Here is a 25,618-nt window from a genome sequence, read left to right as displayed (position 1 = left end):
ATGATTCAAACGTTTTTTAAAATCTTTTATTTAATTTTAATCGTAATTGCGATTACACCGAGAATGTGGCGTCTGAAAAGACAAGTAAATACGATGTCGCCACAAGAAAAAGATAATGTTGTGTATAAAACGACAAATTGGTTTGGTAAGAAAATGGTACGTGTAGCTGGTGGGACAGTTGAAGTAAAGGGACTGGAAAATGTTCCAAAAGATAAGCCGGTACTAGTTGTAAGTAATCATCAGAGTAATATGGATATTCCTGTTTTACTAGGTTACTTAAATAAACCAATTGGATTTGTTTCAAAAGCAGAGATTAAGAAGTTTCCAGTTGTACCAACTTGGATGGAACTTATGAATTGTGTATTTATGGTTCGTAATGATCGTCGTCAATCTCTTCAAGCGATTAAAGATGGAATTGAGCTGTTAAAGAACGGGCATTCAATCGTAATCTTCCCAGAAGGGACGAGAAGTAAGGGTGGCGAAATTGGAGAGTTTAAGGCTGGGAGTTTTCACCTTGCAGTAAAATCTGGTGTAGCAATCTTACCTGTAACATTAGATGGGACATATAAAATGTTTGAAGCGAATGGAAACCGTATGAAACCAGCTCATGCAACAGTAACAATTTCTAAGCCGATTACAGCTGAAGAGTATGCGAATATGGATATTAAAGAATTAACGAAGCATACACAGGATGTTATCGCATCACAATTACATAAGTAATAAAAAAAGGTTTCAGCTTAATATAAGCTGAAACCTTTTTTTATGCTGTAGGTAAGACATAAAAGAGTACGCAGAAGAACATCATCGCACTACCACCTAAAACGAAAAGATGCCAAATGGCATGATTGAAAGGTAACTTTTCCCAAAGGAAGAATATAGCCCCTACAGAATATAAAATTCCGCCTGCTAAAAGTAGTGAAAAACCATGTCCAGTTAGATTTTCATAAAGTGGTTTAATAGCAACGATTATGAGCCATCCCATTATGATATAACATAATGTTGATGCCTTAATAAAGCGACGTACAAAGAAAATTTTGAAGATGATACCTCCGAGTGCTAGTGTCCATATAATAGCGAGTAACGTCCAGCCTAATGGTCCGCGAAGCGTAATAAGTAAAAAAGGAGTATATGTGCCAGCGATTAATAAATAAATGGCTGAGTGATCTAGTATAGTAAATAATTTTTCTACTTTTGGATGATGAATGCTATGTAACAAGGTCGAAAACAAGTACAGTAAAAACATGCTTACACCATAAACCGTAAATGCAACTACAGCAGATGCGGTACCATGCTTAGAGGCATGAATAATTAATATAATTAAGGCAGGGATGCTTAAAATGGCACCGATACCATGTGTAATTGCATTTGCAATTTCTTCTTTCACAAAATGTGTCATTCGTGTCATTTTTTCAGTCATAATGCAAATCCTTTCTACTATCATAAAATAATATGTCATTTCCCTTACCATATCATACACAAGGGCAATAGAAAATGAAATTTGTATAATTGATTATATTTTTTAATTTTTTTGACAAAAGGCAATGGATTTGTTGACGTTTTCAAACTTTTTTGACAAAATAAAATTATGCAATAGTAGGACAAGGAATCTACTAATAAAGGGGATGGAGAAATGTTTTCAAATATTGGCTTTCCAGGATTAATTTTAATTTTAGTAGCTGTACTCATTTTGTTTGGGCCGAAAAAATTGCCAGAAATCGGAAAGGCTTTAGGGGAAACGTTAAAAGAATTTAAAAAATCAACGAAAGAATTGACTGATGATGCATTTCAAGAGAAGGAAAAGAAAGAAAAAATGTAATGAATTTTCCTCGAAATGGATAAATAAAGTGTGGTGAACGAGATGGAAGATCGGGAAATGAGCGTAGTAGAACATATTGTTGAGCTTCGCAAACGAGTAATATATACAGTACTATCCTTTGTCCTATTTTTAATTATCGGATTTACTTTTACGAAGGATATTTATTTTTGGCTAGTAAAAGATTTACCAATGAAATTAACTGTTCTCGGTCCAAGTGATGTATTATGGATTTTTTTCTCGATTGCTACAGTATTTGCTATCGTTTGTACAATTCCTTTTGCTGCTATACAAATTTGGTTATTTGTAAAACCGGGTTTACATCCAAATGAACAAAAAATGACAGTAATGTATATACCGGTATTGTCTATATTATTTATTGCAGGTTTATGTTTTGGATATTTCGTTGTAATGCCGTTTTTATTTCATTTTTTAACTACGATAGGTAATGAAATGTTTAATACGATGTTTACGACAGAAAAGTATTTTCATTTTGTTCTTAATTTAACAGTTCCATTTGCTGTAATTTTTGAATTACCTGTAGTTGTCATGTTTTTAACGAGTATTGGACTGTTAACGGCGGAATTGCTAATAAAAATAAGAAGGTATGCTTACGTAGCATTGATTATCATTGCATCGTGTATATCACCGCCAGATTTTTTATCACATAGTTTAGTAGCGGTACCGCTTATTTGTATTTATGAAATTAGTATCGCTTTATCAAAGATTGTCAGTAAGCGGAAGAAGAAAAGAGAAGAAGAAATACAGTCGAAAAGTGCCTCGTTATAAAGGCACTTTTTTTATTTATTTGTTATACTTTAGACATAAACGTATACAATATATAGAAGAAAAAAATTATAGAATCTCCAAAATTTAGACAAACTTTGCGCTTTGCTAAGTTTATACTAAAATTATTAAGCAATATACGGATAACGGGATTCCTGTCTGATCGGATATTTAGGATGGAGGATGAATAGAGTATAAATCTTCTAACCAAAAGGACTACAGGGATTGACTAAGGATACTTTTGTATTCATAGAAGTCTCCACTTTAAACAACGTGTTACAGCGTAAAGTAGAGGAAGTTCAAAAATCCAATGAAAAAGAGGATTGATATTGTGATTACGAAAAGTTTTTATTTCACTCATTCAACAGGGGATTGTATTAAAATATTCGAAATCCCTGTCCTACAGGCACAGCATCCATTATCGTTTCTAATTCAGTCTCGTCTTCAATTATTTATTGCAAAAATTCAAAAACAAAAGCACCCAAGATTTTCGTATTCTTTCCGTGAATATTTGCAAAATTGTTTGAAGTGGAATGATTATTTAAATGTATATAAAACAAATACCCTTGAAAAAAATGCATGATACAAAGTATGGACAGGGTTAGTAAACTCTGTCTTTTTCATTTTAGGTATAAAAATATAATTAATTTGGTGAAATTTGTTCGAAATTGTTGAAAGCACAGGGAATGCTAGTATAATAACAAGGAGAGCGTATTGGAAAGGGAAGAATATAATATGCAAAAAATTAAAATTGTAACAGATTCAACTGCAGATTTAACGCAGGATGTAATCGAAAAGTATGGCATTCATGTGCTACCATTATCAATCTCTGTAAATGGACAAACATATTTAGATCGAGTTGATTTACAACCTGATGAATTTATTGAAGAAATGATCAAATCAGAGGAATTACCAAAAACATCACAACCGGCAATGGGTACATTTGTAGAAATGTATGACAAGTTAGGTGAAGATGGAAGTGAAGTACTTTCTATTCATATGACAAGTGGAATGAGTGGTACTGTGGCAACTGCCAATAGTGCTGCATCAATGACCGACACAAAAGTAACAGTTGTTGATTCTCAATTTATTACACATGCTTTAGCATATCAAGTAATAGAAGCTGCAAAAATGGCAAATGAAGGACGCTCACTAGAAGAAATTTTAAAACGTGTAGATGAAGTGAGAAAGAATACTCGTTTATATGTAGTAGTAGATACATTAGAAAATTTAGTGAAGGGTGGGCGTATCGGTAAAGGAAAAGCGTTTATCGGTTCGCTACTCAATATAAAGCCAATTGCTAGCCTTGAAGATGGTGTTTATAACCCTGTAACGAAAGTGCGTAGCCAAGGTCAAATTGTAAAAACGTTAGCTAAGTTATTTGAGGAAGATACAGCTGGAAAAGTTGTAAAAGCTGTTGCAATTCCGCATGCGAAAGCAATTCCTTTAGCTGAAAATGTAAAAGCGGCTGTTGAAAAAGTGAGTGGATTTGCTCAATCAGAAATTTTCTTTACAACGCCTATTATTAGTACTCATACAGGTCCGGGTGCAATCGGATTTATGTATTTAGCAGAGTAATAGAGTAATAAAAAAGCTACTTGAAATGAATTTTCAAGTAGCTTTTTTATGTGAATAGAAAGTAAGAAATAAGAAGGGTTATACAGGCACTCCCGCTAATGATATAGCGAGTCTGTAAATATTTATTCATAGAAAACACCCACTGATTAAAGTTTTACTTTATGATTTTCTCTAGTATATGTTGGATATAGAAAATAAGTAGTTACGTTATACGTGTAATGTTTCAATTTTTTCATTTACTTGCTTATCGTTTGTTGCGCTATTATAAGTAAAAGTTTGGCCTAAAAAGAGTACATGCAGTTGTTCCCACGGTAACATACGTAAATTCCAATTATTTCGGAGCCTTGTTACTGCCTCGCGAGGTGTTTCATCGGCAAGGGCAAAAGCTCCGTAATGCATCGGTATAAAGTGTGTAGCGTTTAAATCTAAATAAGCTTGCACTGCCTCTTCAGGTGAAACATGAGATACTTTCATAAACCACTCTGGTTCATAAGCGCCAATTGGCATAAGGGCAATATCAATTGAAAAGCGTCTGCCAATTTCTTTGAAACCTTGGAAATAGCCACTGTCACCACAAAAATAAACGGTTTCTTTCGTTGGTTCATTATTAATAATCCATCCCCCCCAGTGAGATGTATTCATATCAAATAAGGATCTTCTCGTCCAGTGCTGGGCCGGTACGAAGTGAAAGGAAACATCATTAATGATCGTATTTTCCCACCAATTATACTCTTCTACACGAGTAAATTTTTTGCGAGTAAATAGTTTTTTCAGTCCAATAGGTACAAGGTATAAAACATCATCATTTAGCTGGCGAAGCGTTGGAAAATCTAAATGGTCATAATGACCGTGTGAAATGAGGACAATATCAATTTTAGGTAGTTCTTGTATAGAAAGACCAGGTTCAGTAAGTCTTGGAACTAATTTTAATTTAGTAGCCCATACTGGATCTGTTAATATATTCAGCCCATTCGTTTGGATAAGGAATGTGGAATGACCAATCCAAGTTACAGACGTCTTTTCAAAGTTGTTTTGTAGGAATTTACTTTGCTTAACAGGTGATTGTTCTACTAAAAAAGAAAAATCCTTTTTATTTTGTTTTCGTTCTTTTCGCCAACGTATAAAGGAACGAATTGATTTTTTTGTACTCACATTATCCATGTTTTCATAACGTTTTGTCATGAACATCACCTCATTTAAAATCGTTGTAATTGTATTGTACCGAAATGTTGTTAAGGAATACAGTGTATAACATGGATGAATGTTTAAGGAATTGTTAAAAAATAGGGGGATGCGTTTACAAAAGTAACAATAAAATTAGTTTTGCAACTTCTATTTAGAGAAATAATAGTAAAAAAATAAATTTTGTCTAGTAATTGGCTTGAAATAAAGAAGTAACATACGTAAATTCGTACGATTTCGTGAACAAATGTAGTAAACAATTTTCTCGTAGTGTTAACTTTTGTTATGATAAACATAACCTATTTAAATTTAGGATAGAGAAAAGAGGTTTATAAATGAAGCGTTATCAAAAAATAATTGGTCTTATGGTTGTATTTTGTCTCTTTGTACTTGCTGGATGTAGTGGATCGGGTTCAAAGCTTCGTAAACCATTGAATTGGGATTTAGAAACTTTCCAATTTACAAATCAAGATGGAAAGTCATTTGGTACAAAAGATTTAAAAGGGAAAGTTTGGGTTGCTGATTTTATGTTCACAAATTGCCAAACAGTTTGTCCGCCAATGACTGCCAATATGGCAAAACTGCAAAAGATGGCCAAAGAAGAGAAATTAGACGTTCAGTTTGTTTCGTTTAGTGTAGATCCAGACCTTGATAAGCCGGAGAATTTGAAGGCTTTCATTCAAAAGTTTACAGAGGATACTAGTAACTGGGATTTATTAACGGGTTATTCATTAGAAGATATTACAAAGTTTTCAAAAGATAATTTCCAATCACTTGTAGATAAACCTGAGGATGGTCAAGTTATACATGGTACATCATTTTATTTAATTGATCAAAACGGAAAAGTAATGAAAAAGTATAGTGGTATTAGTAATACGCCGTACGAAGACATTATACGTGATATGAAGAGATTAGTGGATTAAAAAGAAGGGTGCACAGCACCCTTCTTTTTTTACATTAGTCTATGGATAAAATGTCATGTTGTTGTGGAAGTTTTGGTGCCCGAATTTCTAACACGCCGTTTTGATACGAAGCTTTCGCTGCTTTTTTATTAATTGAGTACGGTAATTTAATCAATCTTGATGCTTCTGAAATGGAACGTTCTCGGCGATAATAGTTATGAGATGTTTCTTCCTCGACCTCTTCAAGTATCTCTTCTTTTACAGAAACTTTTAAGTATTCACTTTGTATTTCAATTTGAATTTGTTCTTTTTGTATACCTGGTAGTTCAGCTGTAACAACGAGTTCTTCACCAACTTCATATAAATCTACGGGGAATGTTAATAAACGATTTCCTTTTTGGAAAAAATGATTTAAATCAGCGATTACATTGCGAAGTGGTGTTTGCTCGAAGAAATCATCAATTTGCTTTAAATAATTGCGAACCGGTGGGCGAGAAGAGTCTTTTTTTTCTTCACTCATGGTATTCCCTCCTAGAAATCAATTTGCAATATCATATGACAAAAGCGGAGAAAGGTGATTGCCTAGTTTTCATGTTTTCATAAAAAATTGTTAAAAATGTGAAATGGAGTGATTTTTTTATAGTTTTTGGTCGCCATATTCAATTGATTATGCTAGTATAAATAGGGTTGATATAGTAGTATATAGACAGAATGAAAACTGAAAGAGGGTAAGAAGTATGTGTGGTTTTGTAGGATGTTTATGTGAAAACCCTAGAGAGTTTTCAGAAACAGAAAAACATCAATTTGAAAATATGAACACGATGATTTTCCACCGCGGTCCAGATGACGAAGGATATTTTCGTGATGAACATGTACAATTTGGCTTCCGCCGTTTAAGCATCATTGACTTAGAGGCAGGACATCAGCCGCTAACTTATGAAAATGATCGATATGTAATTATTTTTAATGGTGAAATTTACAACTATGTAGAATTACGTGAAATGTTACTTGAAAAAGGTGCAACGTTTGCAACACAATCTGATACAGAAGTTATCATTGCATTGTATGCACATATGAAAGAAAAATGTGTAGATTATCTTCGTGGTATGTTTGCATTTATGATTTGGGATCGTGAAGAGAAGAAACTTTTCGGTGCACGTGACCACTTCGGTATTAAACCTTTATACGTCGCACAACAAGGTGATACTACATTCTTCGCATCTGAGAAGAAAAGTATTATGCATGTGATGGAAGATAAAGGCGTTAATCCAACGTCACTACAACATTACTTTACGTACCAATATGGTCCAGAGCCAGAAACATTAACAATTGATGTTAATAAAATCGAGCCTGGTCATTATTTCGTAAAAGAAATCGGTAAAGAGATGGAAATCCATCGCTACTGGAAACCTTATTTCAATGCTTCAAGCGCAACGAAAGAGGAGCATATTCAAGCAATTCGTGATGTGTTGTATGATTCAGTAAAAGTGCATATGCGCAGTGATGTACCAGTAGGTTCATTCTTATCTGGTGGTATCGATTCATCTATTATCGCTTCTATCGCAAGAGAAATGAATCCAAATCTTTTAACATTCTCAATTGGTTTTGAACAACGTGGTTTCAGTGAAGTTGATGTTGCAAAAGAAACTGCTGAGAAATTAGGCGTTAAAAACCATAACGTATTCATTTCAGCGAAAGAGTTTATGGATGAGTTCCCAAAAATCATTTGGCATATGGATGATCCTTTAGCAGATCCAGCAGCTGTACCATTGTACTTCGTTGCAAAAGAAGCACGTAAGCATGTAACAGTTGTTCTTTCAGGTGAAGGTGCAGACGAGCTATTTGGTGGTTATAACATTTATCGTGAGCCAAACTCACTAAAAATGTTCTCTTACATTCCTAGCCCAGGTAAGAGCGTTCTAAAAGCATTAAGTGGTGCTCTTAAAGAAGGATTTAAAGGAAAGAGCTTCCTAGAGCGTGGATGTACGCCAATTGAACAGCGTTACTATGGAAACGCGAAAATCTTCCGTGAAGAAGAGAAAGTTGAATTAATGAAGTATTACAATGAAAGTGTTAACTATATGGATATCACGAAACCATTGTATAACGAGATTAAAGATTATGATGATGTAAGCAAAATGCAGTACATTGACATGTTCACATGGTTACGCGGTGACATTTTATTAAAAGCTGATAAAATGACAATGGCAAACTCATTAGAACTTCGTGTACCGTTCTTAGATAAAGAAGTATTTGATGTTGCATCTAAAATTCCAACTGAATTTAAGATTGCTAACGGAACTACGAAAGCTATTTTACGTGAAGCGGCACGCGGAATCGTTCCAGATCACGTATTAGATCGTAAAAAACTTGGATTCCCAGTACCAATTCGTCACTGGTTAAAAGACGAAATGCATGATTGGGCTATCAATATTATAAACGAGAGTAAAACAGAGCATTTAATCGACAAACAGTATGTATTAAACTTACTGGAAGCACATTGTGCAGATAAAGGCGATTATAGCCGTAAAATTTGGACTGTACTTGCGTTTATGGTATGGCATCAAATTTATGTTGAGCATAAATACGATACGAATAAGTTCCACGAAGAAACGAAACGTGCGTATAGCTTAGTTTAATTAGAAAAACCTTAAGATCGCATATGGTCTTAAGGTTTTTTTCATAAATAGGACGTATTATTGATACAATAATAGTAAAAGGATGGACAACATATGATTATGTTTGAAAAAGTAACTGTAGATAATGAAAGCGTTGTTAAAGAAATGTTTCGCTCACATAGTTTAACTGAGAATCAAGTACAGTATTGTGTGAAAGTTGATGATACATATATTGGTGTAATAGACTATAGTGTACAAGAGGAGAGTACAATTTTATCGCAGTTAATTATTCACTTTGATTATCAAAGTTACGGTTATGGGACAAATACGTATTTTACATTTGAAACGATGATGAAAGAAAGAAACGTGAAAGAGATAAAGGTATTACAAACGGAATTAACAGAACAAGCAAAAACTTTCATAGAGAGCTTTGGTTTTAATGAAGAAGATGGAATATATGTGAAGAAAATATAACGATGAGTAGTTGTGCGAGATAAATATAAGGCAGGTGGATATATGACGATGACTTCTGGTCTTGTATTAATTGGAGGGTGTTTTATAGTAGCAGAGCTAATCCATATGTTCATTCGAAAAAGAATGAATAAGAAAAGAAAGCCGTATGAATTACAATATGCCCCTGTGTTTTTCCTTTTATTTTGTATGCTTATTACATTACAAAACATAACGAACTTTCCACCGCTTTTAAATATTTTTTTAAAGTTCGGTTTGCTGTATAGTAGCACTGGAATAGCCCTTTTATTTCTTTTATTTTGCATACGTTATATTCACTATCAATCGTATATATTTATTTTAAATTGGTTAAAGCACAATGATAGAAACCGCCTTACATAAGGCGGTTTTTTTATTTGTAATTGTAATGGTTTTGAAAGTTATATGTATGCTGATTTATTTAATAGTAGTTCCATATATCAAAAAACAACGAGGTGCAATTTGACATGGAATATAAATAAGTGGATAACAAGATACAGATGTTTTTGTATATAAAGCTCAAAATTTCATTAAAATTTATAAAAATAATTAGATGATTTAACATATTATCTATTATTAGTATGTGGTACTATATATTCTTAATCTGTAACGTAAGTAGGTGTATAAATTTGAAATGTTAATCAACTAGTTTATCTTAAGTGCTGACAAATAGCAGGATTAAATTTTGGGGAGGTTTCGTTTTTTTATGTTTAATTTGGATATTTTATTTCTTGAATGGATGACCAGTGTGGAGGGAAGTGTGCTTACAATACTTTTTAAACTTATATCTAGTATTGCAAATGAAACGTTGTATTTAGTCATTATTTCGATTTTATATTGGTGCGTTTCTAAAAGAAAAGCATTTCATATGATTGTTATGCTTTGTTTCTCTGGGTATATAGGGATAGTGGTAAAAGAATTCATGAAAATCCCGCGACCGTATACATACGAAGGAATTCAGGCTTTATATGAAAAATCAGCTGCAGGTTATTCTTTTCCAAGTACACACGTCCAGTTAGCGACAACATTTTGGGGCTCTTTTATGATGTTATGTAAAAAGAGAATCATTTGGACCATTGGAATTATTTTTATAATATTGGTTGCTACTTCTTGTCTATATTTACGTGTACATTGGCTCAGTGATATAATAGGTGCAATTTTAATTAGTGTCATAGTTGTTTATTTATATACGAAAGTAACAGGGGAATTAAGTGATAGGAAATTTATATTGTTACAACGAATTGTATTGGCAGTTTCACTTATTATGTATTTTATGACTGACCAAATAGATAATTTAAAATTACTTGGAGTTTTGACAGGTTCTACGATTGGTATCATGTTAGAGAATCATTTTATTAAAATGAATGAAAATAATAATTTAAAAATACAAGTAGTAAAAACAGTTTTAGGCCTTAGTTTCATGTTAATGATACAGCTCATACTAAAAAAAGTAATACCTGATATGTATTATGTACGTTATGCATTGACTGGAATTACAATTACTTTCTTATGTCCGTTTATGTTTCACATGTTACGGTTAAAAAGTGAATAGCAAATAAGTACAAAAATATTTTGAATAAAAATGAGGTCGAAATTAGATATATTGAAAAAGTTTTCTGATATATCTATTGACAATGTATGAGATATACATTAATCTTTAAATGTTAATGAAAATCATTTTCAACTAGGAGGATTTATGACACGCACTAAAAATATTCTTATACTTTGCATTATGTTATTAATGGTCATAATTGCAGGTTGCGGTAAAGAAGAAGAGAAGAAAGATAAAGATACATCAGTAAAGGCAAAAGATTCATATAGTATAAAGCATGCAATGGGCGAAACGACAGTAAATGGTACACCAAAAAGAGTTGTTGTTTTAACGAATGAGGGTGCTGAGGCACTTTTAACTGTTGGAGTAACGCCAGTTGGAACGACAAAACCACGAGCTGGGGATGAATGGTATCCTCATTTAGCGAATGAGTTAAAAGATACGAAAGTAGTAGGAACTGAGCGTGACATTAATTTAGAGGCAGTAATGAAGCTTCAGCCGGATTTAATTATTGGAAATAAAATGCGTCACGAAAAAATATACGAGCAGTTAAAAGAAATCGCGCCAACAGTATATGCTGAAACATTGCGCGGTGATTGGAAAGAAAACTTTACGCTTTATACAAAAGCTGTAAATAAAGAAAAAGAAGGGCAAAATGCTCTTAATGATTATAAAAAGCGTATTGCAGGAATAAAAGAACAATTAGGTGATAAAATTAACTCTAAAGTTTCAATTATTCGCTTCGTCCCAGGTGATGTTCGTATTTATCAAAAAAATTCATTCTCAGGCGTTGTATTAAATGATATTGGATTTAAACGACCACCACTACAAGATAAAGATGAATTTGCGATAAAAGGAATTACAAAAGAACAAATTCCAAATATGGACGGGGACTACTTATTCTATTTCACATCTGATAAAGATGCGGATAAGAATAATGAAGGAAACACGTTAGCGAAAGAATGGACAGAAGATCCGCTCTTTAAGCAGTTACAGGCTTCTAAAGATAATAAAGTATTCGAAGTAGATGAAGTGATTTGGAATACAGCAGGTGGTATTGTAGCTGCAAACCTTATGTTAGATGATATTGAAAAATATTTTTTAAAGTAAATGAATGGTTGAGTACATCACCTTAAATGGGTGATGTACTTTTTTATTTGTAAAAATACAGAAAATTCCTTCTTTTGAGTGTGGATAAGTTGTACAATTAAACCAATTATGGAATAAAGGAGTGGGAATGAATGAAAGCTACTCATAAAGATTGGATTTTGTTTAACGGAAGAATTGTAAATACGAAGGAAGAACAGCCGATGATTCCATTAGAGGAGAGAGGCTTTCAATTTGGTGATGGTATATACGAGGTATTTAGATTATATGATGGGAAGCCACATTTGTTAGATTTACATTTAGAATGATTCTTTAATTCTATGGAAGAAATTAAACTAATTCCACCGTTTACTAAGGAGGAGTTAGTAGAAGAGTTACATGAAATGATTGAAAAAAATCAATTTCAAGAGGATGGGAATGTATATTTGCAAATATCAAGAGGTGCTCAAGCGCGGAATCATGTATATGATTCCAATATGCAACCAACATATTTTGCAAATATTGTTTCGTTTCCAAGACCAATTGCTTCAATGGAAGTGGGAATCAAGGTAACAGTAGAAGAAGATATAAGATGGAAGTTTTGCCATATAAAATCATTAAATCTTCTTCCTAATATCATGATTAAAAATAAAATAAATGAACAAGGCTATCAAGAAGCGATATTAGTACGAGATGGCATTGTTACTGAAGGGTGTCATTCGAATTTCTTTATTGTGAAAAATAATAAATTGATTACACACCCAGCTGACAATTTCATTCTACACGGCATTACACGTCACTACGTTATTACATTAGCGAATGAGTTACATATTGATGTAGAAGAACGAGAATTTTCACTACAAGAAGTATATGAGGCTGATGAGTGCTTCTTTACAGCGACACCACTTGAAATATTCCCAGTCGTTCAAATTGGTGACGAGCAGTTTGGAAACGGCGAAAGAGGACCGATTACAAAGAAACTCCAAGTGGCATATGAAGAAAGTATTAGATTGTTTAAAGTTATGAACTAATATTGAAGAAAAAAGCTGGTATTCCTCCAGCTTTTTTTCATGATATAATTCAAGCATAGGACAAGATTTGAAAACGCTGTAAAAAGGGGATTTAATGTATGAATTATGAAGATTTTAAAGAAGTAATTCACGGTAGACGAAGTGTTAGAAAGTTCACAGAACAAGAAGTATCCACTAGTGATATAAAAGAAATTATTGATTGTGCTCGTTATGCACCGAGTGATACGAACTCACAAACTTGGGAATTCTTGGTCATTATGAACCGAGAAAAAATTAAAGAAATTGAACAAATGACATGGGATGCATTACATAAACTTGCGGCAAAAGCGGCAGAAAACGGAGAAGAGAAAGCAGGGAAATTACTTACACGTTCTTTCGGACCATATGCAACAGCTTTCTCGGAGGCACCAGTATTAATCGTATGTTTGGCAACGCCATATGAATCAAAGTTTCGTGAAAAAATATTTGATCCAATTGCTTTTGTTCCAGATTCAGTTTGGGAAGAAGAAGGAATTAAGAGTAGCTGTTTAGCGGCACAAAACTTAATGTTGGCTGCACATGCGAAGGGGCTTGGTACTTGCCCAATGACAGGACCTGTATTGTTAGCTCAAGATGAACTACGACAATATTTACAAATTGAGCCTGAAAAACAAATAAATATGGTTATTTCACTCGGTTTTCCGAAAGATAAGCCGAAGAAACTTCCAAGAAAAGAAGTAGATGAGATTACAACATTTGTTTTTTAAAGCTTAAAATAAAAAGACATTGAATGAACAATGTCTTTTTATTTTGGACAGGTATGTAATTAATTTGTTGGGCTAAAATGATAGATAAGAGGGAATTACTATTTATTTCATAAAAAAAATTAATGTTCTATTAAGGAAAGTATGATACATTAATCGTGAGCAAGATTCTATTTGTTCATGAAAGTGTTGAAAGTAGTCTTAAAATCTAAAAGTTATTTTTGTATAATAAATTATAATGAAATGACAGGGGGGATGAATTTTGAAAAAATTCATAATCACTGGATTGTCTGTATTGTTATTAGTTGGTTGCGGTGCTCCAAAGGAAAAAGACGGTACACAATCAAAGCCAGAAGAACAAGTTGTAAACGCAAGTAATGAGAATATAGTTGTATTTCCTGAAGGAGCAATGCCAATTGGAGAAGGGAAAGTGAAAGTTATTACTCCAGATGGCACTTCTGAAAATGGCAATATACCAACCGTATTCATTAAAAAGGATACTTTAATTCAACACGTTGAATTAGAGCTTTCTAATTTTCAAAATGATAAAGAAACATTCGTATTTGTAGATCAAGTATTTGCAGATAAACATCAAGTAACTAGTACAACACAGACAACAGTACAATTAAAAGAAAAGACGCTTGAAACAGGTAGTCATACAATTACTGCAGTTCAGTATGAAAACAATGACCCGAAAGGAAAGGTTATTAGTTTTAATCAAGCAACATTTGAGACAAAGCCTGCGTCTTAATAAGTGTAAAAAGTACATTACTCCAAACAGTAGTGTGCTTTTTTGTTTGGATTAGAGTGTGCAATAGTGAATAACTTGTTTCGTTTTCAAATACGATTAAATAAGAAGAAATCACTTATTACTTCTATGACAGAGGAAGGGGTTGAAGATGTGAATCGGTGTATTCGTATCGTCTTGATTAGTATGATGATGGCAGTATTTTGGTTTACGATACAAGAGGTGATTCAAGTTACGCTCAATTATCAAATTCATGACTTATTAATAGGAGCTCTTTGTTTTACCATTGTTTATCTATTATATGATAAACTCGGACTAAGGTAATTTTCAGAAGAAAATGTAGGTATTTCATTTGAAATGTCGAATAGTACTTACGATGTCGTAATAACAAATTTTCTATTGTTTACTGTGAAACAGGAGAAGGAGAGATAGTAATGAAGCGAGCTCTTATAAATATTGATTATACATATGATTTTGTAGCTGAAAAAGGTGCTCTAACTTGCGGTAAGCCGGGCCAAGAAGTTGAGAAAGAAATTGTACAAATAACGAAGCAATATATTGAAAATGGAGATTACGTTGTCTTTGCGATTGATAAACATGAAGAAAATGATGTATATCATCCAGAATCAAAATTATTCCCGCCTCATAATATAGCTGGCACAAATGGAAGAGAGTTGTTTGGTGAATTACAAGATGTATACGAAACATATAAAAATGCTGAGAATGTATATTATATGGATAAAACACGATATAGCGCATTTGCAGGGACAGACTTAGAGATGAAGTTAAGAGAAAGAGGAATTGAAGAGGTTCATCTTGTAGGGGTATGTACTGATATTTGTGTTCTTCACACAGCAGTAGACGCTTATAATAAAGGATTTAAAATTGTTGTTTTTGAAAAGGCAGTTGCATCTTTTAATGCCCAAGGTCATGAATATGCACTTGGGCATTTTAAATCTTGTTTAAACGCAGAAGTGAAGTGAAAAAAGAGGCCGTTAAAAAAGGGCTCTTTTTTACTTTTAAATAGAAACGACATTTTGCTCGATTAGTTTTTTTAGGAACGGACTTATTTTTTCTGGTAACGCATTTATATCAAAAAATTGTACATGTAATGATTCAATTCCATCAGCTTTTAACGTACCGCCTGTAAGGTCTTTGCAAAGATATGCAATTGTTATAGGATAAAATTCATCTCCGTTCGGTAATTTCACAAAAAATTTTTTTCCAGAAAATACGCTTATTAACTGTAAAGAGCCTATTTCAATCCCAGTTTCTTCGAGCACTTCTCGTCTTCCTGCTTCCTCTGTTGATTCACCTAGTTCAACGAATCCACCAGGGACACCCCAAATTCCATTTCGTCTTTGTTGAAGTAATATTTGTCCTTGTTCATTGAAAACAGCTACAGCAACTCCTGCTAGATTGAGTGGTCTTGATCCAATAACTTCTCTTAGTTCTTCGATATAGCCCATTGTTAGTAACCTCCGCGAATCAAAATATTTTCAAATGAACTATTCGGCGCGATATTATTATTTCCTTTTTTGTTGATGGAAGTATTGCGGTCATAAAATAAAGTCGTTTATAAAAAATTCTATTGCAATCTCCCTTTAGATTATGAAAAAGGGTATATTTATAGGAGGATGTGTAACAAGTCTTAAGGAAATCAAAAAGTATTACAATAAATCAGTTTTGTATGAAATTTTTATTAGTTAAGGAAGTGGATGGATGAGTTTATTAACGTATACTGAAGAATTTTTTAATTATGTACGGGAGTTTTTACTTTTAAGATTTTTACTATTTGCTTTCGTTTTAATCATTATCTCTTTTGTAATCAACCGCATTATTGATTGGTTTTTTAGGAAATCAAGCTTTTTTGATGAAGAGGTAGAGCAAACGATTCAAAGTGTAATTCGATCTATTTTTAGATATATCATTATCATCAGTTTAATCATTTATTTAATTAGCCAATTTGTAGATATAAAAAGTATCATTGCAGGTGCCGGGATAGCGGGGGTTGTTATTGGTTTTGCTGCACAACAGATGTTAAAAGATGTTATATTAGGCTTTGCGAGATTAGCGGACAAAGAGTTTCGTGTTGGCGACTTTGTTACTTTTAACGGAACAAACTCAGGAACGATTGAGGAAATAAGTATTCGTTTCATGCAAATTCGTGAATGGTCAGGAAAGCTTCTTACGATACCACATGGAGAGATAAGAACGATACAAAATTTTAATAAAGGATGGATGCGCGTAATTGAACGAATTACGGTAAGTTATCAGGAAGATCCTACAAGAGTTAAAGAATTGTTAGAAGAAGTTTGTGTGAATTGCAATGAAAAATTCGCTTCAAATCTTTATAAAGTAGAAGATGAAGCTGTGGAACCGTTTAAATACGTTGGTGTTACAGATTTAAATCCAAATCTTAAATACGTTGGATATGAATTTTGTATTACAGGCTTAATAAAGCCAGAAGATTATTTTGAAACTTCTAGACAAGTAAGGTTTGAATTAATGTCTATGTTCCATAAGAATCAAGTGCAAATGCCAGCAACAAATATGTTCGTTACTACTGAGAGTTTACAGCATAACCATGGTGGACAATCTGTATCGGACAGCTAAAGTAGAATAATTGGATAGAAAAACAATAATAAAATGATCAATATAAAGAAAGAACTGAAGGAATTCAGTTCTTTTTTATTTGTAGAATTTAGAAATTTCTTAATGTTATAATGGTAGATGGTGATGAAAATGAACTTTGAAGAAAAAGAGATGCATCGTTTAGAAGCATTAAAAGCAATTGCAGAATTATTAAATGAAGCAACAGACTTACAAGACATGTTGGAAAAAGTGTTACATACATTGTTACAAGTTATGAATTTGCAAACAGGGTGGATCTTTTTTATTGATGAAAGTGGAAAGCACCGAATGCTTGTAGATGAAAACTTACCACCAGCTCTTACGTGGCAAGAGAAGAAACCAATGTGTGAAGGAGACTGCTGGTGTGTAGAGCGTTTTGTGAATGGCAGATTGGAAAAAGCGACAAATATTATTGAATGTAAGCGAATAGAGGATGCGATTGAGTGTAATTGGGGAGAGACAGAAGATGTTACGCATCATGCGACGATTCCGCTTAGGTCAGGATCGGAGAAGTTTGGTCTATTAAATGTAGCCTCACCTCAAAAAACACATTTTTCAGAGGAAGAATTGGCATTATTAGAATCGATTGCATTTCAAATAGGAACGACAATACAACGTATTCAGTTAGTAGAGAAAGAACGTAAATATGTAGTGGTAGCTGAAAGAAATCGATTAGCCCGTGATTTACATGATTCAGTAAAACAATTGTTATTTTCTATTATGCTAACAGCAAAAGGTACTCTAAATATGACGCAAGATAGCGACTTGCAAGAGATGTTGAGTTATATTGGAGAATTATCACAGGAAGCATTACAAGAAATGACACTTTTAATCTGGCAATTAAGACCGGAAGGATTAGAGAAAGGTTTAGCAGAGGCAATTAAAAATTACGGGAAGTTGTTAGGGATTCACGTGGAAGTTCGAATTGATGGAATGGTTTCAATTGGAGATGAAATTGAAGAAGTTTTATGGCGTATTAGTCAAGAAGCAATACATAATTGTAAAAAACACGCTTCATGTGAAAAAGTAAATGTTCTTTTGAAAATAGAAAATAACCAGTTGTATTTTTACATAGAGGATAACGGAATCGGATTTATACAAGATCACGTAAGAGAATCAGCGCTCGGTTTAAAAAGTATGAAGGAACGTATTCAGTTAATGAGGGGATCATTTCAAATAAAAACTGAGCTGAAAAAGGGTACAAAAATTGAAATTCAATTACCAGTTTGAAGGGGAGAAGAAGGTTGACGATTAAATTACTACTAGTTGAGGATCATCATATTGTCCGAAGAGGACTTGTCTTCTTTTTGAAAACGAGAGAAGAATTTGAAATAGTTGGGGAAGCAGAAAATGGGGAAGAGGCATTAACATTTGTCCGAACGGAAAGACCAGATGTAGTATTAATGGATTTATCAATGCCAAAGATGGATGGAATTGAGGCAACAAAACGAATAAAACAATATGATGAAACGATAAAGATACTTATATTAAGCAGTTTTTCGGAGCAAGATTATGTTTTACCAGCACTGGAAGCTGGAGCAGATGGTTATCAATTAAAAGAAGTACAACCTGAGCAACTTGTAGCTTCAATTATCGCAGTACATGAAGGGAATGCGAATTTTCATCCGAAAGTAACACCGGCACTATTAGGACGATCAGCAGTTAAGAAAGAAAAAGAAAACCCTTTTTCCATGTTAACAAAAAGAGAGCAAGAAGTACTTCGTGAAATTGCGAAAGGGCGAAGTAATAAAGAAATTGCAGCAGAGCTTCATATTACAGAACAGACTGTGAAAACACATGTTTCAAATGTTTTAGCTAAATTGGAAGTGGATGATCGTACGCAAGCTGCATTATATGCGGTGAAACATGAGGGGAATAGTAAGTATGAATAATGGTGTACCATGTTATGGCAGAATATATATAGTTGGCCCGCTATTTGTGAGCTAACAATCAGTGAGAGCTGTACAAAACTTGCGTTGATTTACATTACAAACCATAGTGATGCCAAATAAAGGTTTTTCTTCTTTCAATAATTAGGTACAATAAAGTGAAACTTGAATCAGTGGGGTCATCCCAACTGATTATTAGCCTGTACCAATTGGATTTTACTGGATTAAGCTACGATGGAAGGGGAAGAAATACTATGCCAGGTACAAGAAGTGGGATTGGAAAGATTCAAGCTTCGTTAAACGGTTTATCACCAAAATTGCGAAGTATTGCCGAACATATATTGAAACATCCACAAGATGTTGTACATAAATCTATTACAGAATTAGCTGAGGTTACGAATAGTTCAGAAGCTACGATATTCCGCTTATGTAAGCACCTTGGTTTTCAAGGGTTTCAAGATTTAAAGATTACATTAGCTCGTGAAATTGTACATACTCCTATGCAAAATATTCATGAAGAAGTATCGGCAGAAGATAGTATGGTAACTGTTGCTAAAAAAGTTTTCCATTCGCATATTACAGGACTGCAAGATACATTACATTTGCTAAATGATACAGCGCTAGAGAAAGCTGTAAAAGTATTGCAAGATACAAGCCGTATTGAGTTTTATGGAAATGGTGGTTCTGGTATTATTGCGATGGATGCATATCATAAATTTATGAGAACAGGTATTTCGTGTATTGCTCATACAGATTCACATTTTCAAATTATGGGTGCGGGTTTACTTACGAAAGAAGCTGTGGTCATTGCAATTTCTCATTCTGGTAGCAATAAAGGGTTACTGGAAGCGTTAGAAGTAGCAAAAGCAAGGGGAGCTCGCATTATTGCAATTACGAGCTATCAGAAATCAGCATTAAGTCAACTTGCTAATATTACATTATATACTTCAACACGTGAGACGGAATTCCGTACAGAAGCAAGTTCATCAAGATTAGCACAGTTAAGTTTGTTAGATACTTTATACGTTGGGTTATCGTTACAACGCCAAGAAGAGACATTGCAAAATTTACAAAGTATACGTGAAACAATTTCGATGAAACGAATATAAAAAGTCCTTCAGTTGAAGGGCTTTTTATATTGGTCAATAGTTTGATGATATATAATCTAGGTTTACTCGTTATAATCTTTTTTGAAAATATGATGATAATAATTTCCTATATTAAAAAATCTTTATTTATTACTCCGCATCTTGAATTCTAATAAACGATACATAGATGAAATCTCAGTTTTCCCTTCAAATATAGTAAGAAAACATTTGGTTAATAATTCAAATATTGTTCAATATTTAACAATAAGCTTTTAAAATTACATGTTATGATGAACGTGTAATGATGATTGAACATTTAAATTTGGTGCAATAATTGGTCGAAACAGTGCAGGTAGAAGTTGTGAGATGAACTCATTAAAATTCTAAAACACTAAAGGGGAGATCACATATGAAAGCGGTAGTAGTAAATAAAAATAGTAAAGCAAACATTGAAGTTATTGAAAAGGAATTGCGTCCGTTACACTCAGGTGAAGCGCTAGTGGATGTAGAGTATTGTGGAGTTTGTCATACTGATTTACACGTTGCAAATCATGATTTTGGAAATACAGATGGCCGTATTCTTGGTCATGAGGGTGTAGGTATTGTTACGAAAATTGCTGATGATGTAACTTCACTAAAGGTAGGTGACCGTGTAAGTATTGCATGGATGTTCCAATCTTGTGGACGTTGTGAATATTGCATAACTGGTAGAGAAACATTTTGCCGTGAAGTTAAGAATGCTGGTTATTCAGTAGATGGTGGTATGGCAGAACAATGTATTGTTACAGCTGATTATGCTGTGAAAGTACCAGAAGGATTAGATCCTGCTCAAGCATCATCAATCACATGTGCGGGCGTAACTACATATAAAGCAATAAAAGTATCAGACATTAAACCTGGTCAACCTATCGTCATCTATGGGTGTGGTGGATTAGGTAACCTAGCTATCCAATATGCTAAAAACGTATTTGGTGCAAAGGTAATTGCAGTAGATATTAATGACGATAAATTAGCATTAGCAAAAGAGGTTGGTGCGGATATGACTATCAATCCAATTTCTCAAGGTCCTGCTGATAAGATTGTTCAAGATGAGTTTGGTGGTGCTTATGCTGCTGTAGTAACAGCCGTTTCTAAAGTAGCGTTCAATTCAGCAGTTGATGCAGTACGTGCTTGTGGTAAAGTCGTTGCAGTAGGTTTACCAGTAGAAACTATGGATTTAAACATTCCGCGACTTGTACTAGATGGAATTGAAGTAGTTGGTTCTCTAGTCGGTACTCGTAAAGACTTAGAAGAGGCATTCATGTTCGGTGCAGAAGGAAAAGTAGTGCCGGTTGTTCAAACTTGTTCTCTAGATAAAGTAAAAAATGTATTCGAAGAAATGGAACAAGGTAGAATTCAAGGACGTATGGTAATCGATTTTAAACAGCATAATTGTGATTGCAAATAATTCATTTTAAATATAAAAAGCATGAGTCTAGTTAAAGACATGTAAAAAAGTTAGACGGCAGAAAGAAGATGATCCCTGCATTCAACAGGAATCATCTTCTTTGCATTCCACTACTATCAATGTCGACTAACGAGAAAGGATTAAAGGTTCACTTTATTTACAAACGAAAAAGAATCTTTACTTTTAACAAATTTTTTATGATCTGGAACGGTTTGAATTGCTACTGCTTGCGAATCTCTTGCTTTCAGTGCGTCTTGAATCCCGATTGTCATAAGCTTAATAAATAGAATCGTAATAAAGAATGAAACGAGAGTATACAAAATAATCCACCATGAAATATTCATTTCATAACGATTTAATCCAATAAGGCCAGCCCAATCATTAGATAGCGAAACAGGTTTAAGCACTCCGTCATAAAGTTCCCGCATTTGAATCCCGCCAATTACAATATCAAGCAACGCTAAATGGATAACGAGTATGAGTGCTTGGACGATATGTTCCATGAATAACACAAATAAGCGATCAAGTAATAAGACTCGTAAGTGTTTTTTGATAATATGAAAACGGCTAGCCCCTAGCAATTGGGAACTTAAAATGTAATCTTGTTTCATAAATTCCTCAACCTCTGAGGATATATATAAAGAAAGTGTAGGCAGAGCGACGAAAATAAGTACGAGTACTTGATAAAAAGCAAATGAAATATTTGGATCTAATCTATCAGCATTTGATACGATTACAATATTAACGGGCGTAATGAGTATAAATGCGATAAATAAAGTAGGAATGTAATAAAAAACTTCTGAGCATGACTGGAAAAATCTCTTGAATTTTGGAGCATATAAACTTAAGAGGATTCCTATACATGTTCCGAATAAAATTCGAAAGAAGCTAATTGCCACGGCTAATAAAATGGTGAATTTTGCTCCTTCTATAATTTGTAAGAAAACAGACTCTCCAAAACGATCAGATCCAAAAGGTGGTATTAACGATGGTGGAAAGGGAGCCTTTCCAAGCAATTCGTTATTGTCATTGTAAAGCAACTGAGGAGGTTTTGGGATGTTATCTTTAAAGAACCAACTATAAATAAAACTAGCTGAAACAAGTATGAATAAATAAGTAAAGCCGATTAAAAAGCGTTTTGATTTCCAAATAGATTTCATAAAGCTACTCCTTTCAATTGTTTTTGCGATCTATTCATCATGAGAGAGATTATCTGAAAAATGGTATAAAACGGTAAAATAATCATGACAAGTATAATAAATGCAGCGGGAGGTGAAATAAACGCCTTCTTAAATAAAAATTGAATAATACCTTGCATATTAAAAACAAATTCTAAAATGAATAAGTTAGAAAGTAAGAAAACAAAAATCGTTTTTAAATGGTAGAAGAAGTGGATAGATATATTTTTGAATAAATGAATGCGTAGTATATAACTTGATGAAAGACCTTTTCCATATGCAACCTCTACGTAATGTTTTCCATGTTCTTCTTGTATGTATAACACCATCATCCGAAACATTTGTAATGTAGGTAAGACCGCTAAAGATAAAATAGGGAGTAAATAAGCGCGATTTTCATTAAAAGAAATAATGGTGAAAGGAGCTTCCCCAAATTTCTTAAGTACCCAAATGAAAAAGATTTGCAAACAAATCATCATCATCATATCAGGGACAGCTTCTAATATGAATACAATTCGGTTTATCCATTTTTTTATATAATCTTTTGCTAAAAAATAAAAAAATGCCATGCTAGATGAGATAAAGAGCGCAAGCAAAAAGGCCACAAATAATACAATAAACGAATATAGGTAAGGTTCTAAAACAGTTGGAAATAATGGTGTTGTTTTTAAATGACCAAACTTTGGGTCTGATCCTATAACCAACAATGATTCAGGTGAGAAAACCTGTTTTAACATAGTAACGATCTGGTTAAAAAAATAAATTGGTTGAAAGGTGAATCCTTGTTGAGTGATAAATAAATAAGGTAAATTTAATAATAGTAACAGTGATAAAAGAATTGATGAAAGCTTAATTGTGAATTGAGATATTTTATGTAACATTAAATCCCTCCGACATCTTTTTACAACATTATACAATAAAGTCTAAAATATTGTTTTATTTTTCTGAAAAATAAAAATACTATTAGATTTTATAGTATGGAACATATATTTACAAGTTAATAAAGTGATAGTAGGATTCGCGCTCTAAGTTTATTAAGGTAATAGGATGATTGAACCAAAAACAATTAATAGAGCAAAATGTACAGAATTCTTATTTGGAGAGGTAGCGGCTATGTTACGCGACTTCATCGCGATAAAGCTAAGCTTATGCAAAGTTAATTTTAGACGAGATGGTTTCTTCTTTTAGGCTACGTGTAGGAAATTTAAAAAACTCCTAGGGGTCAATGAATTCCTAGGAGGGCACCTGTGGTTCAACAAAGAGATAATTCTAACAAGCTCTAGAATTATCTCTTTGTTGAAGTTTAATGTTTAAAACCCCATAAGATTCTTTACATGTTTAACGTTCTGTTTAGATGTTAATTTTTCAAGTAATAAAAATGCAACATCAAAAGCTGTACCTGGATTTGAAGATGTAATAATATTTCCATCTTGAACAATTAAATCATTTTGTACTTTTGCACCGAAATTCTTTAACTGCTCTTTTCGTTTACTCGTTGGATGACTGTATGTGGTAGCTTTTTTATCTATAAGAATTCCACTTTTACCAAGCGCTAATGATGCAACACAAATACTTGCAATAGGCTTCTGTTTGACATGGAAATGTTGAATAACATGTAAGAATTCTTTACTGAATGCATCCCGATAAAAACCAGCTTCTTCAAACCCTCCTGGAATAGCTAGTGCATCAAACTCATCCAATTGAATATTATCAACCGTTTTTTCGGGTATGACAGTAAAATTCCAAGTACAGGTTAATTTATCCCGAAGACCAGCTGTTATGACCTCGGTCGATCCATCACCCTCCCACTTATTCCAACCTAGTACGTCTGTAAATACACTAGCTTCTACTGCTTCAAATCCGTCAGCTAATAATAATAAAATCTTTTTCATATCGTAAATCGCCTCCTAATATCCTTATTTTATATAAATATAAAAAGCTGATGAATAAGTTAAATAAGGATATTCAATTGTTTGGCTTTATTATATAAAGAATTTAGGTTATTCTATTTTATAAAAAAAGGTTGGATAGTTTATGGATCAAATTGATAAAAAAATCGTGGGGTTATTACAGTCAAATGCAAAAATTTCAATGAAGGATTTAGCTGAAGCAGTTCACTTATCTTCTCCGTCAGTAACTGAGCGAGTAAGGAAGTTAGAGGAGCAACAAATTATTGAAGGTTACCATGCACGTGTTTCTCTAAAAAAAATTAATCGTCCAATTTCTGCACTTATATTGTTTAAATCAACGAATTGTAAATCATTATCTAACTTTTGCTATAATCATCCAGATGTAATTGAGTGTTACAGAGTAGCAGGGGAAATTAGCTATATTGTCAAATTAGCAACGTATTCTGTAGAAAGTTTAGAAAAATTTATTGATGATTCGATGCAATATGGTACGCCATCAACAAATATCGTGTTATCTTCTCATGAAAAAAAGATAATTGCTCCCTTTATTAGTGAAGAATAAAAATACTGGCCTAATCAATTAACTATTGCCTACTTAATAATCTTTTAAAAATATCCCTTATTTTTCGGACTTGTATAAAAAGAAGGGTCACTAATCATTTTTCTTAGCTTGATGGTTATGTAAAGTGACCCTTAAAAATGAATATTGCTTCTCAACTCTTTTTCATGCAAATGAGTAGAACGTAAGGAAGGACTATGTATGTGTTGTTAATGAAAGAAAAAGAGAGTGTGTTGCGAAACGTAACGAATATAACGCAACTTTACCGCGGGGAAAATCTAAATTTAGTATGTAAGTGAAATGGAATGAGGGGGATATATTTTTTGTTGTGAAAAAAATTTTCTTTTTAAAACTTTATTAATGAAAAAATATTTTATATACTAAT

At 33.2% G+C, this 25,618-nt stretch carries 28 protein-coding genes and 1 pseudogene; 22 read left to right on the top strand and 7 right to left on the bottom strand.

The window, feature by feature from the left end; translation table 11 throughout:
* Entirely contained in the window at positions 1-720 is a 720-nt protein-coding gene (locus tag QCI46_RS16835) for a lysophospholipid acyltransferase family protein (protein WP_048541203.1), read from the top strand.
* A gap of 40 nt (positions 721-760) precedes the next feature.
* On the opposite strand, the gene trhA is transcribed toward QCI46_RS16835, so the two are convergent.
* Positions 761-1,417, bottom strand: a complete 657-nt coding sequence (gene trhA, locus QCI46_RS16830) for a PAQR family membrane homeostasis protein TrhA (RefSeq protein ID WP_000136880.1) — start codon at positions 1,415-1,417, stop codon at positions 761-763.
* A gap of 213 nt (positions 1,418-1,630) precedes the next feature.
* Here trhA and QCI46_RS16825 point away from each other — a divergent pair, with 213 nt between their 5' ends.
* The 4 genes from QCI46_RS16825 (at position 1,631) to QCI46_RS16810 (ending at position 4,177) form a co-directional block, all read left to right on the top strand.
* The gene (locus QCI46_RS16825) at positions 1,631-1,816 is read left to right on the top strand and encodes a twin-arginine translocase TatA/TatE family subunit (protein ID WP_000492443.1); all 186 of its coding nucleotides are present in this window, start codon (positions 1,631-1,633) and stop codon (positions 1,814-1,816) included.
* Between the two features lie 42 nt (positions 1,817-1,858).
* Positions 1,859-2,602 (top strand): twin-arginine translocase subunit TatC, encoded by a 744-nt coding sequence (gene tatC, locus QCI46_RS16820; protein ID WP_000390128.1) that lies wholly within the window; start codon positions 1,859-1,861, stop codon positions 2,600-2,602.
* A gap of 328 nt (positions 2,603-2,930) precedes the next feature.
* Positions 2,931-3,182 carry a DUF2535 family protein gene (locus tag QCI46_RS16815; RefSeq protein ID WP_000629012.1) on the top strand — a complete coding sequence of 84 codons (252 nt, stop codon included), beginning with the start codon at positions 2,931-2,933 and terminating at the stop codon, positions 3,180-3,182.
* 152 nt (positions 3,183-3,334) lie between these two features.
* Positions 3,335-4,177 (top strand): DegV family protein, encoded by an 843-nt coding sequence (locus QCI46_RS16810; RefSeq protein ID WP_033657798.1) that lies wholly within the window; start codon positions 3,335-3,337, stop codon positions 4,175-4,177.
* A gap of 207 nt (positions 4,178-4,384) precedes the next feature.
* On the opposite strand, the gene QCI46_RS16805 is transcribed toward QCI46_RS16810, so the two are convergent.
* The gene (locus tag QCI46_RS16805) at positions 4,385-5,359 is read right to left on the bottom strand and encodes an MBL fold metallo-hydrolase (protein ID WP_353840936.1); all 975 of its coding nucleotides are present in this window, start codon (positions 5,357-5,359) and stop codon (positions 4,385-4,387) included.
* Positions 5,360-5,694: 335 nt separating this feature from the next.
* Between QCI46_RS16805 and QCI46_RS16800 the strand changes: the two genes are divergently transcribed.
* Complete coding sequence (locus QCI46_RS16800; RefSeq protein WP_353840935.1) at positions 5,695-6,282, top strand: SCO family protein; 588 nt, start codon at positions 5,695-5,697, stop codon at positions 6,280-6,282.
* 34 nt (positions 6,283-6,316) lie between these two features.
* Here QCI46_RS16800 and QCI46_RS16795 read toward each other — a convergent pair whose 3' ends face one another.
* Positions 6,317-6,781: an Hsp20/alpha crystallin family protein gene (locus tag QCI46_RS16795; protein ID WP_001288088.1), complete on the bottom strand. Its 465-nt coding sequence runs from the start codon at positions 6,779-6,781 to the stop codon at positions 6,317-6,319.
* A gap of 217 nt (positions 6,782-6,998) precedes the next feature.
* Between QCI46_RS16795 and asnB the strand changes: the two genes are divergently transcribed.
* From asnB to QCI46_RS16745, 10 genes and pseudogenes are all read left to right on the top strand, one after another.
* The gene (gene asnB / locus QCI46_RS16790; protein ID WP_353840934.1) at positions 6,999-8,900 is read left to right on the top strand and encodes an asparagine synthase (glutamine-hydrolyzing); all 1,902 of its coding nucleotides are present in this window, start codon (positions 6,999-7,001) and stop codon (positions 8,898-8,900) included.
* Between the two features lie 93 nt (positions 8,901-8,993).
* Positions 8,994-9,353: a GNAT family N-acetyltransferase gene (locus QCI46_RS16785; protein WP_353840933.1), complete on the top strand. Its 360-nt coding sequence runs from the start codon at positions 8,994-8,996 to the stop codon at positions 9,351-9,353.
* A gap of 48 nt (positions 9,354-9,401) precedes the next feature.
* Complete coding sequence (locus QCI46_RS16780) at positions 9,402-9,731, top strand: hypothetical protein (RefSeq protein WP_046955685.1); 330 nt, start codon at positions 9,402-9,404, stop codon at positions 9,729-9,731.
* A 343-nt stretch (positions 9,732-10,074) separates the two neighbouring features.
* Positions 10,075-10,920 (top strand): phosphatase PAP2 family protein, encoded by an 846-nt coding sequence (locus tag QCI46_RS16775; RefSeq protein ID WP_353840932.1) that lies wholly within the window; start codon positions 10,075-10,077, stop codon positions 10,918-10,920.
* Between the two features lie 144 nt (positions 10,921-11,064).
* Positions 11,065-12,030 carry an ABC transporter substrate-binding protein gene (locus QCI46_RS16770; RefSeq protein WP_088122016.1) on the top strand — a complete coding sequence of 322 codons (966 nt, stop codon included), beginning with the start codon at positions 11,065-11,067 and terminating at the stop codon, positions 12,028-12,030.
* Between the two features lie 131 nt (positions 12,031-12,161).
* Positions 12,162-13,037 (top strand): annotated as a pseudogene (dat, locus tag QCI46_RS16765) (D-amino-acid transaminase).
* Positions 13,038-13,135: 98 nt separating this feature from the next.
* On the top strand, positions 13,136-13,783 hold the full coding sequence (locus QCI46_RS16760; RefSeq protein ID WP_001105300.1) for a nitroreductase family protein: 648 nt from the start codon (positions 13,136-13,138) through the stop codon (positions 13,781-13,783).
* Between the two features lie 259 nt (positions 13,784-14,042).
* Positions 14,043-14,531, top strand: a complete 489-nt coding sequence (locus QCI46_RS16755) for a putative periplasmic lipoprotein (RefSeq protein ID WP_353840931.1) — start codon at positions 14,043-14,045, stop codon at positions 14,529-14,531.
* 66 nt (positions 14,532-14,597) lie between these two features.
* Complete coding sequence (locus tag QCI46_RS16750) at positions 14,598-14,852, top strand: hypothetical protein (protein ID WP_353840930.1); 255 nt, start codon at positions 14,598-14,600, stop codon at positions 14,850-14,852.
* A gap of 110 nt (positions 14,853-14,962) precedes the next feature.
* Positions 14,963-15,511 carry a cysteine hydrolase family protein gene (locus QCI46_RS16745; RefSeq protein ID WP_353840929.1) on the top strand — a complete coding sequence of 183 codons (549 nt, stop codon included), beginning with the start codon at positions 14,963-14,965 and terminating at the stop codon, positions 15,509-15,511.
* A 36-nt stretch (positions 15,512-15,547) separates the two neighbouring features.
* Here the strand turns inward: QCI46_RS16745 and QCI46_RS16740 are convergent, their stop codons facing one another.
* Positions 15,548-15,997, bottom strand: coding sequence for an NUDIX hydrolase (locus QCI46_RS16740; protein ID WP_353840928.1), 450 nt, complete (start codon positions 15,995-15,997; stop codon positions 15,548-15,550).
* A 253-nt stretch (positions 15,998-16,250) separates the two neighbouring features.
* Between QCI46_RS16740 and QCI46_RS16735 the strand changes: the two genes are divergently transcribed.
* The 5 genes from QCI46_RS16735 (at position 16,251) to adhP (ending at position 21,586) form a co-directional block, all read left to right on the top strand.
* Entirely contained in the window at positions 16,251-17,144 is an 894-nt protein-coding gene (locus QCI46_RS16735; RefSeq protein ID WP_342719275.1) for a mechanosensitive ion channel family protein, read from the top strand.
* 129 nt (positions 17,145-17,273) lie between these two features.
* Complete coding sequence (locus QCI46_RS16730; RefSeq protein ID WP_483299019.1) at positions 17,274-18,392, top strand: GAF domain-containing sensor histidine kinase; 1,119 nt, start codon at positions 17,274-17,276, stop codon at positions 18,390-18,392.
* A 14-nt stretch (positions 18,393-18,406) separates the two neighbouring features.
* Positions 18,407-19,054, top strand: a complete 648-nt coding sequence (locus tag QCI46_RS16725; protein ID WP_353840927.1) for a response regulator — start codon at positions 18,407-18,409, stop codon at positions 19,052-19,054.
* A gap of 251 nt (positions 19,055-19,305) precedes the next feature.
* Positions 19,306-20,160, top strand: coding sequence for a MurR/RpiR family transcriptional regulator (locus QCI46_RS16720; protein WP_353840926.1), 855 nt, complete (start codon positions 19,306-19,308; stop codon positions 20,158-20,160).
* A 388-nt stretch (positions 20,161-20,548) separates the two neighbouring features.
* Positions 20,549-21,586 carry an alcohol dehydrogenase AdhP gene (gene adhP / locus QCI46_RS16715; RefSeq protein WP_353840925.1) on the top strand — a complete coding sequence of 346 codons (1,038 nt, stop codon included), beginning with the start codon at positions 20,549-20,551 and terminating at the stop codon, positions 21,584-21,586.
* A gap of 140 nt (positions 21,587-21,726) precedes the next feature.
* Here the strand turns inward: adhP and QCI46_RS16710 are convergent, their stop codons facing one another.
* From QCI46_RS16710 to QCI46_RS16700, 3 genes are all read right to left on the bottom strand, one after another.
* Positions 21,727-22,746: an ABC transporter permease gene (locus QCI46_RS16710; RefSeq protein ID WP_353840924.1), complete on the bottom strand. Its 1,020-nt coding sequence runs from the start codon at positions 22,744-22,746 to the stop codon at positions 21,727-21,729.
* Entirely contained in the window at positions 22,743-23,645 is a 903-nt protein-coding gene (locus tag QCI46_RS16705) for an ABC transporter permease subunit (protein ID WP_353840923.1), read from the bottom strand. The genes QCI46_RS16710 and QCI46_RS16705 overlap by 4 nt, the downstream gene beginning before the upstream one ends.
* A gap of 429 nt (positions 23,646-24,074) precedes the next feature.
* The gene (locus tag QCI46_RS16700; RefSeq protein ID WP_353840922.1) at positions 24,075-24,656 is read right to left on the bottom strand and encodes a DJ-1/PfpI family protein; all 582 of its coding nucleotides are present in this window, start codon (positions 24,654-24,656) and stop codon (positions 24,075-24,077) included.
* A 142-nt stretch (positions 24,657-24,798) separates the two neighbouring features.
* On the opposite strand from QCI46_RS16700, the gene QCI46_RS16695 reads away from it, so the two are divergent.
* A complete protein-coding gene (locus QCI46_RS16695) occupies positions 24,799-25,236 on the top strand; it encodes an Lrp/AsnC family transcriptional regulator (protein ID WP_060488643.1) in 438 nt (145 codons plus the stop codon).
* Positions 25,237-25,618: the final 382 nt, after the last annotated feature.

This window comes from Bacillus cereus group sp. RP32, assembly GCF_040459735.1.
GTDB lineage: Bacteria > Bacillota > Bacilli > Bacillales > Bacillaceae_G > Bacillus_A > Bacillus_A wiedmannii.
Note: the sequence above shows the minus strand (reverse complement) of the source record. Positions and strands in the feature narration are given on the sequence as shown.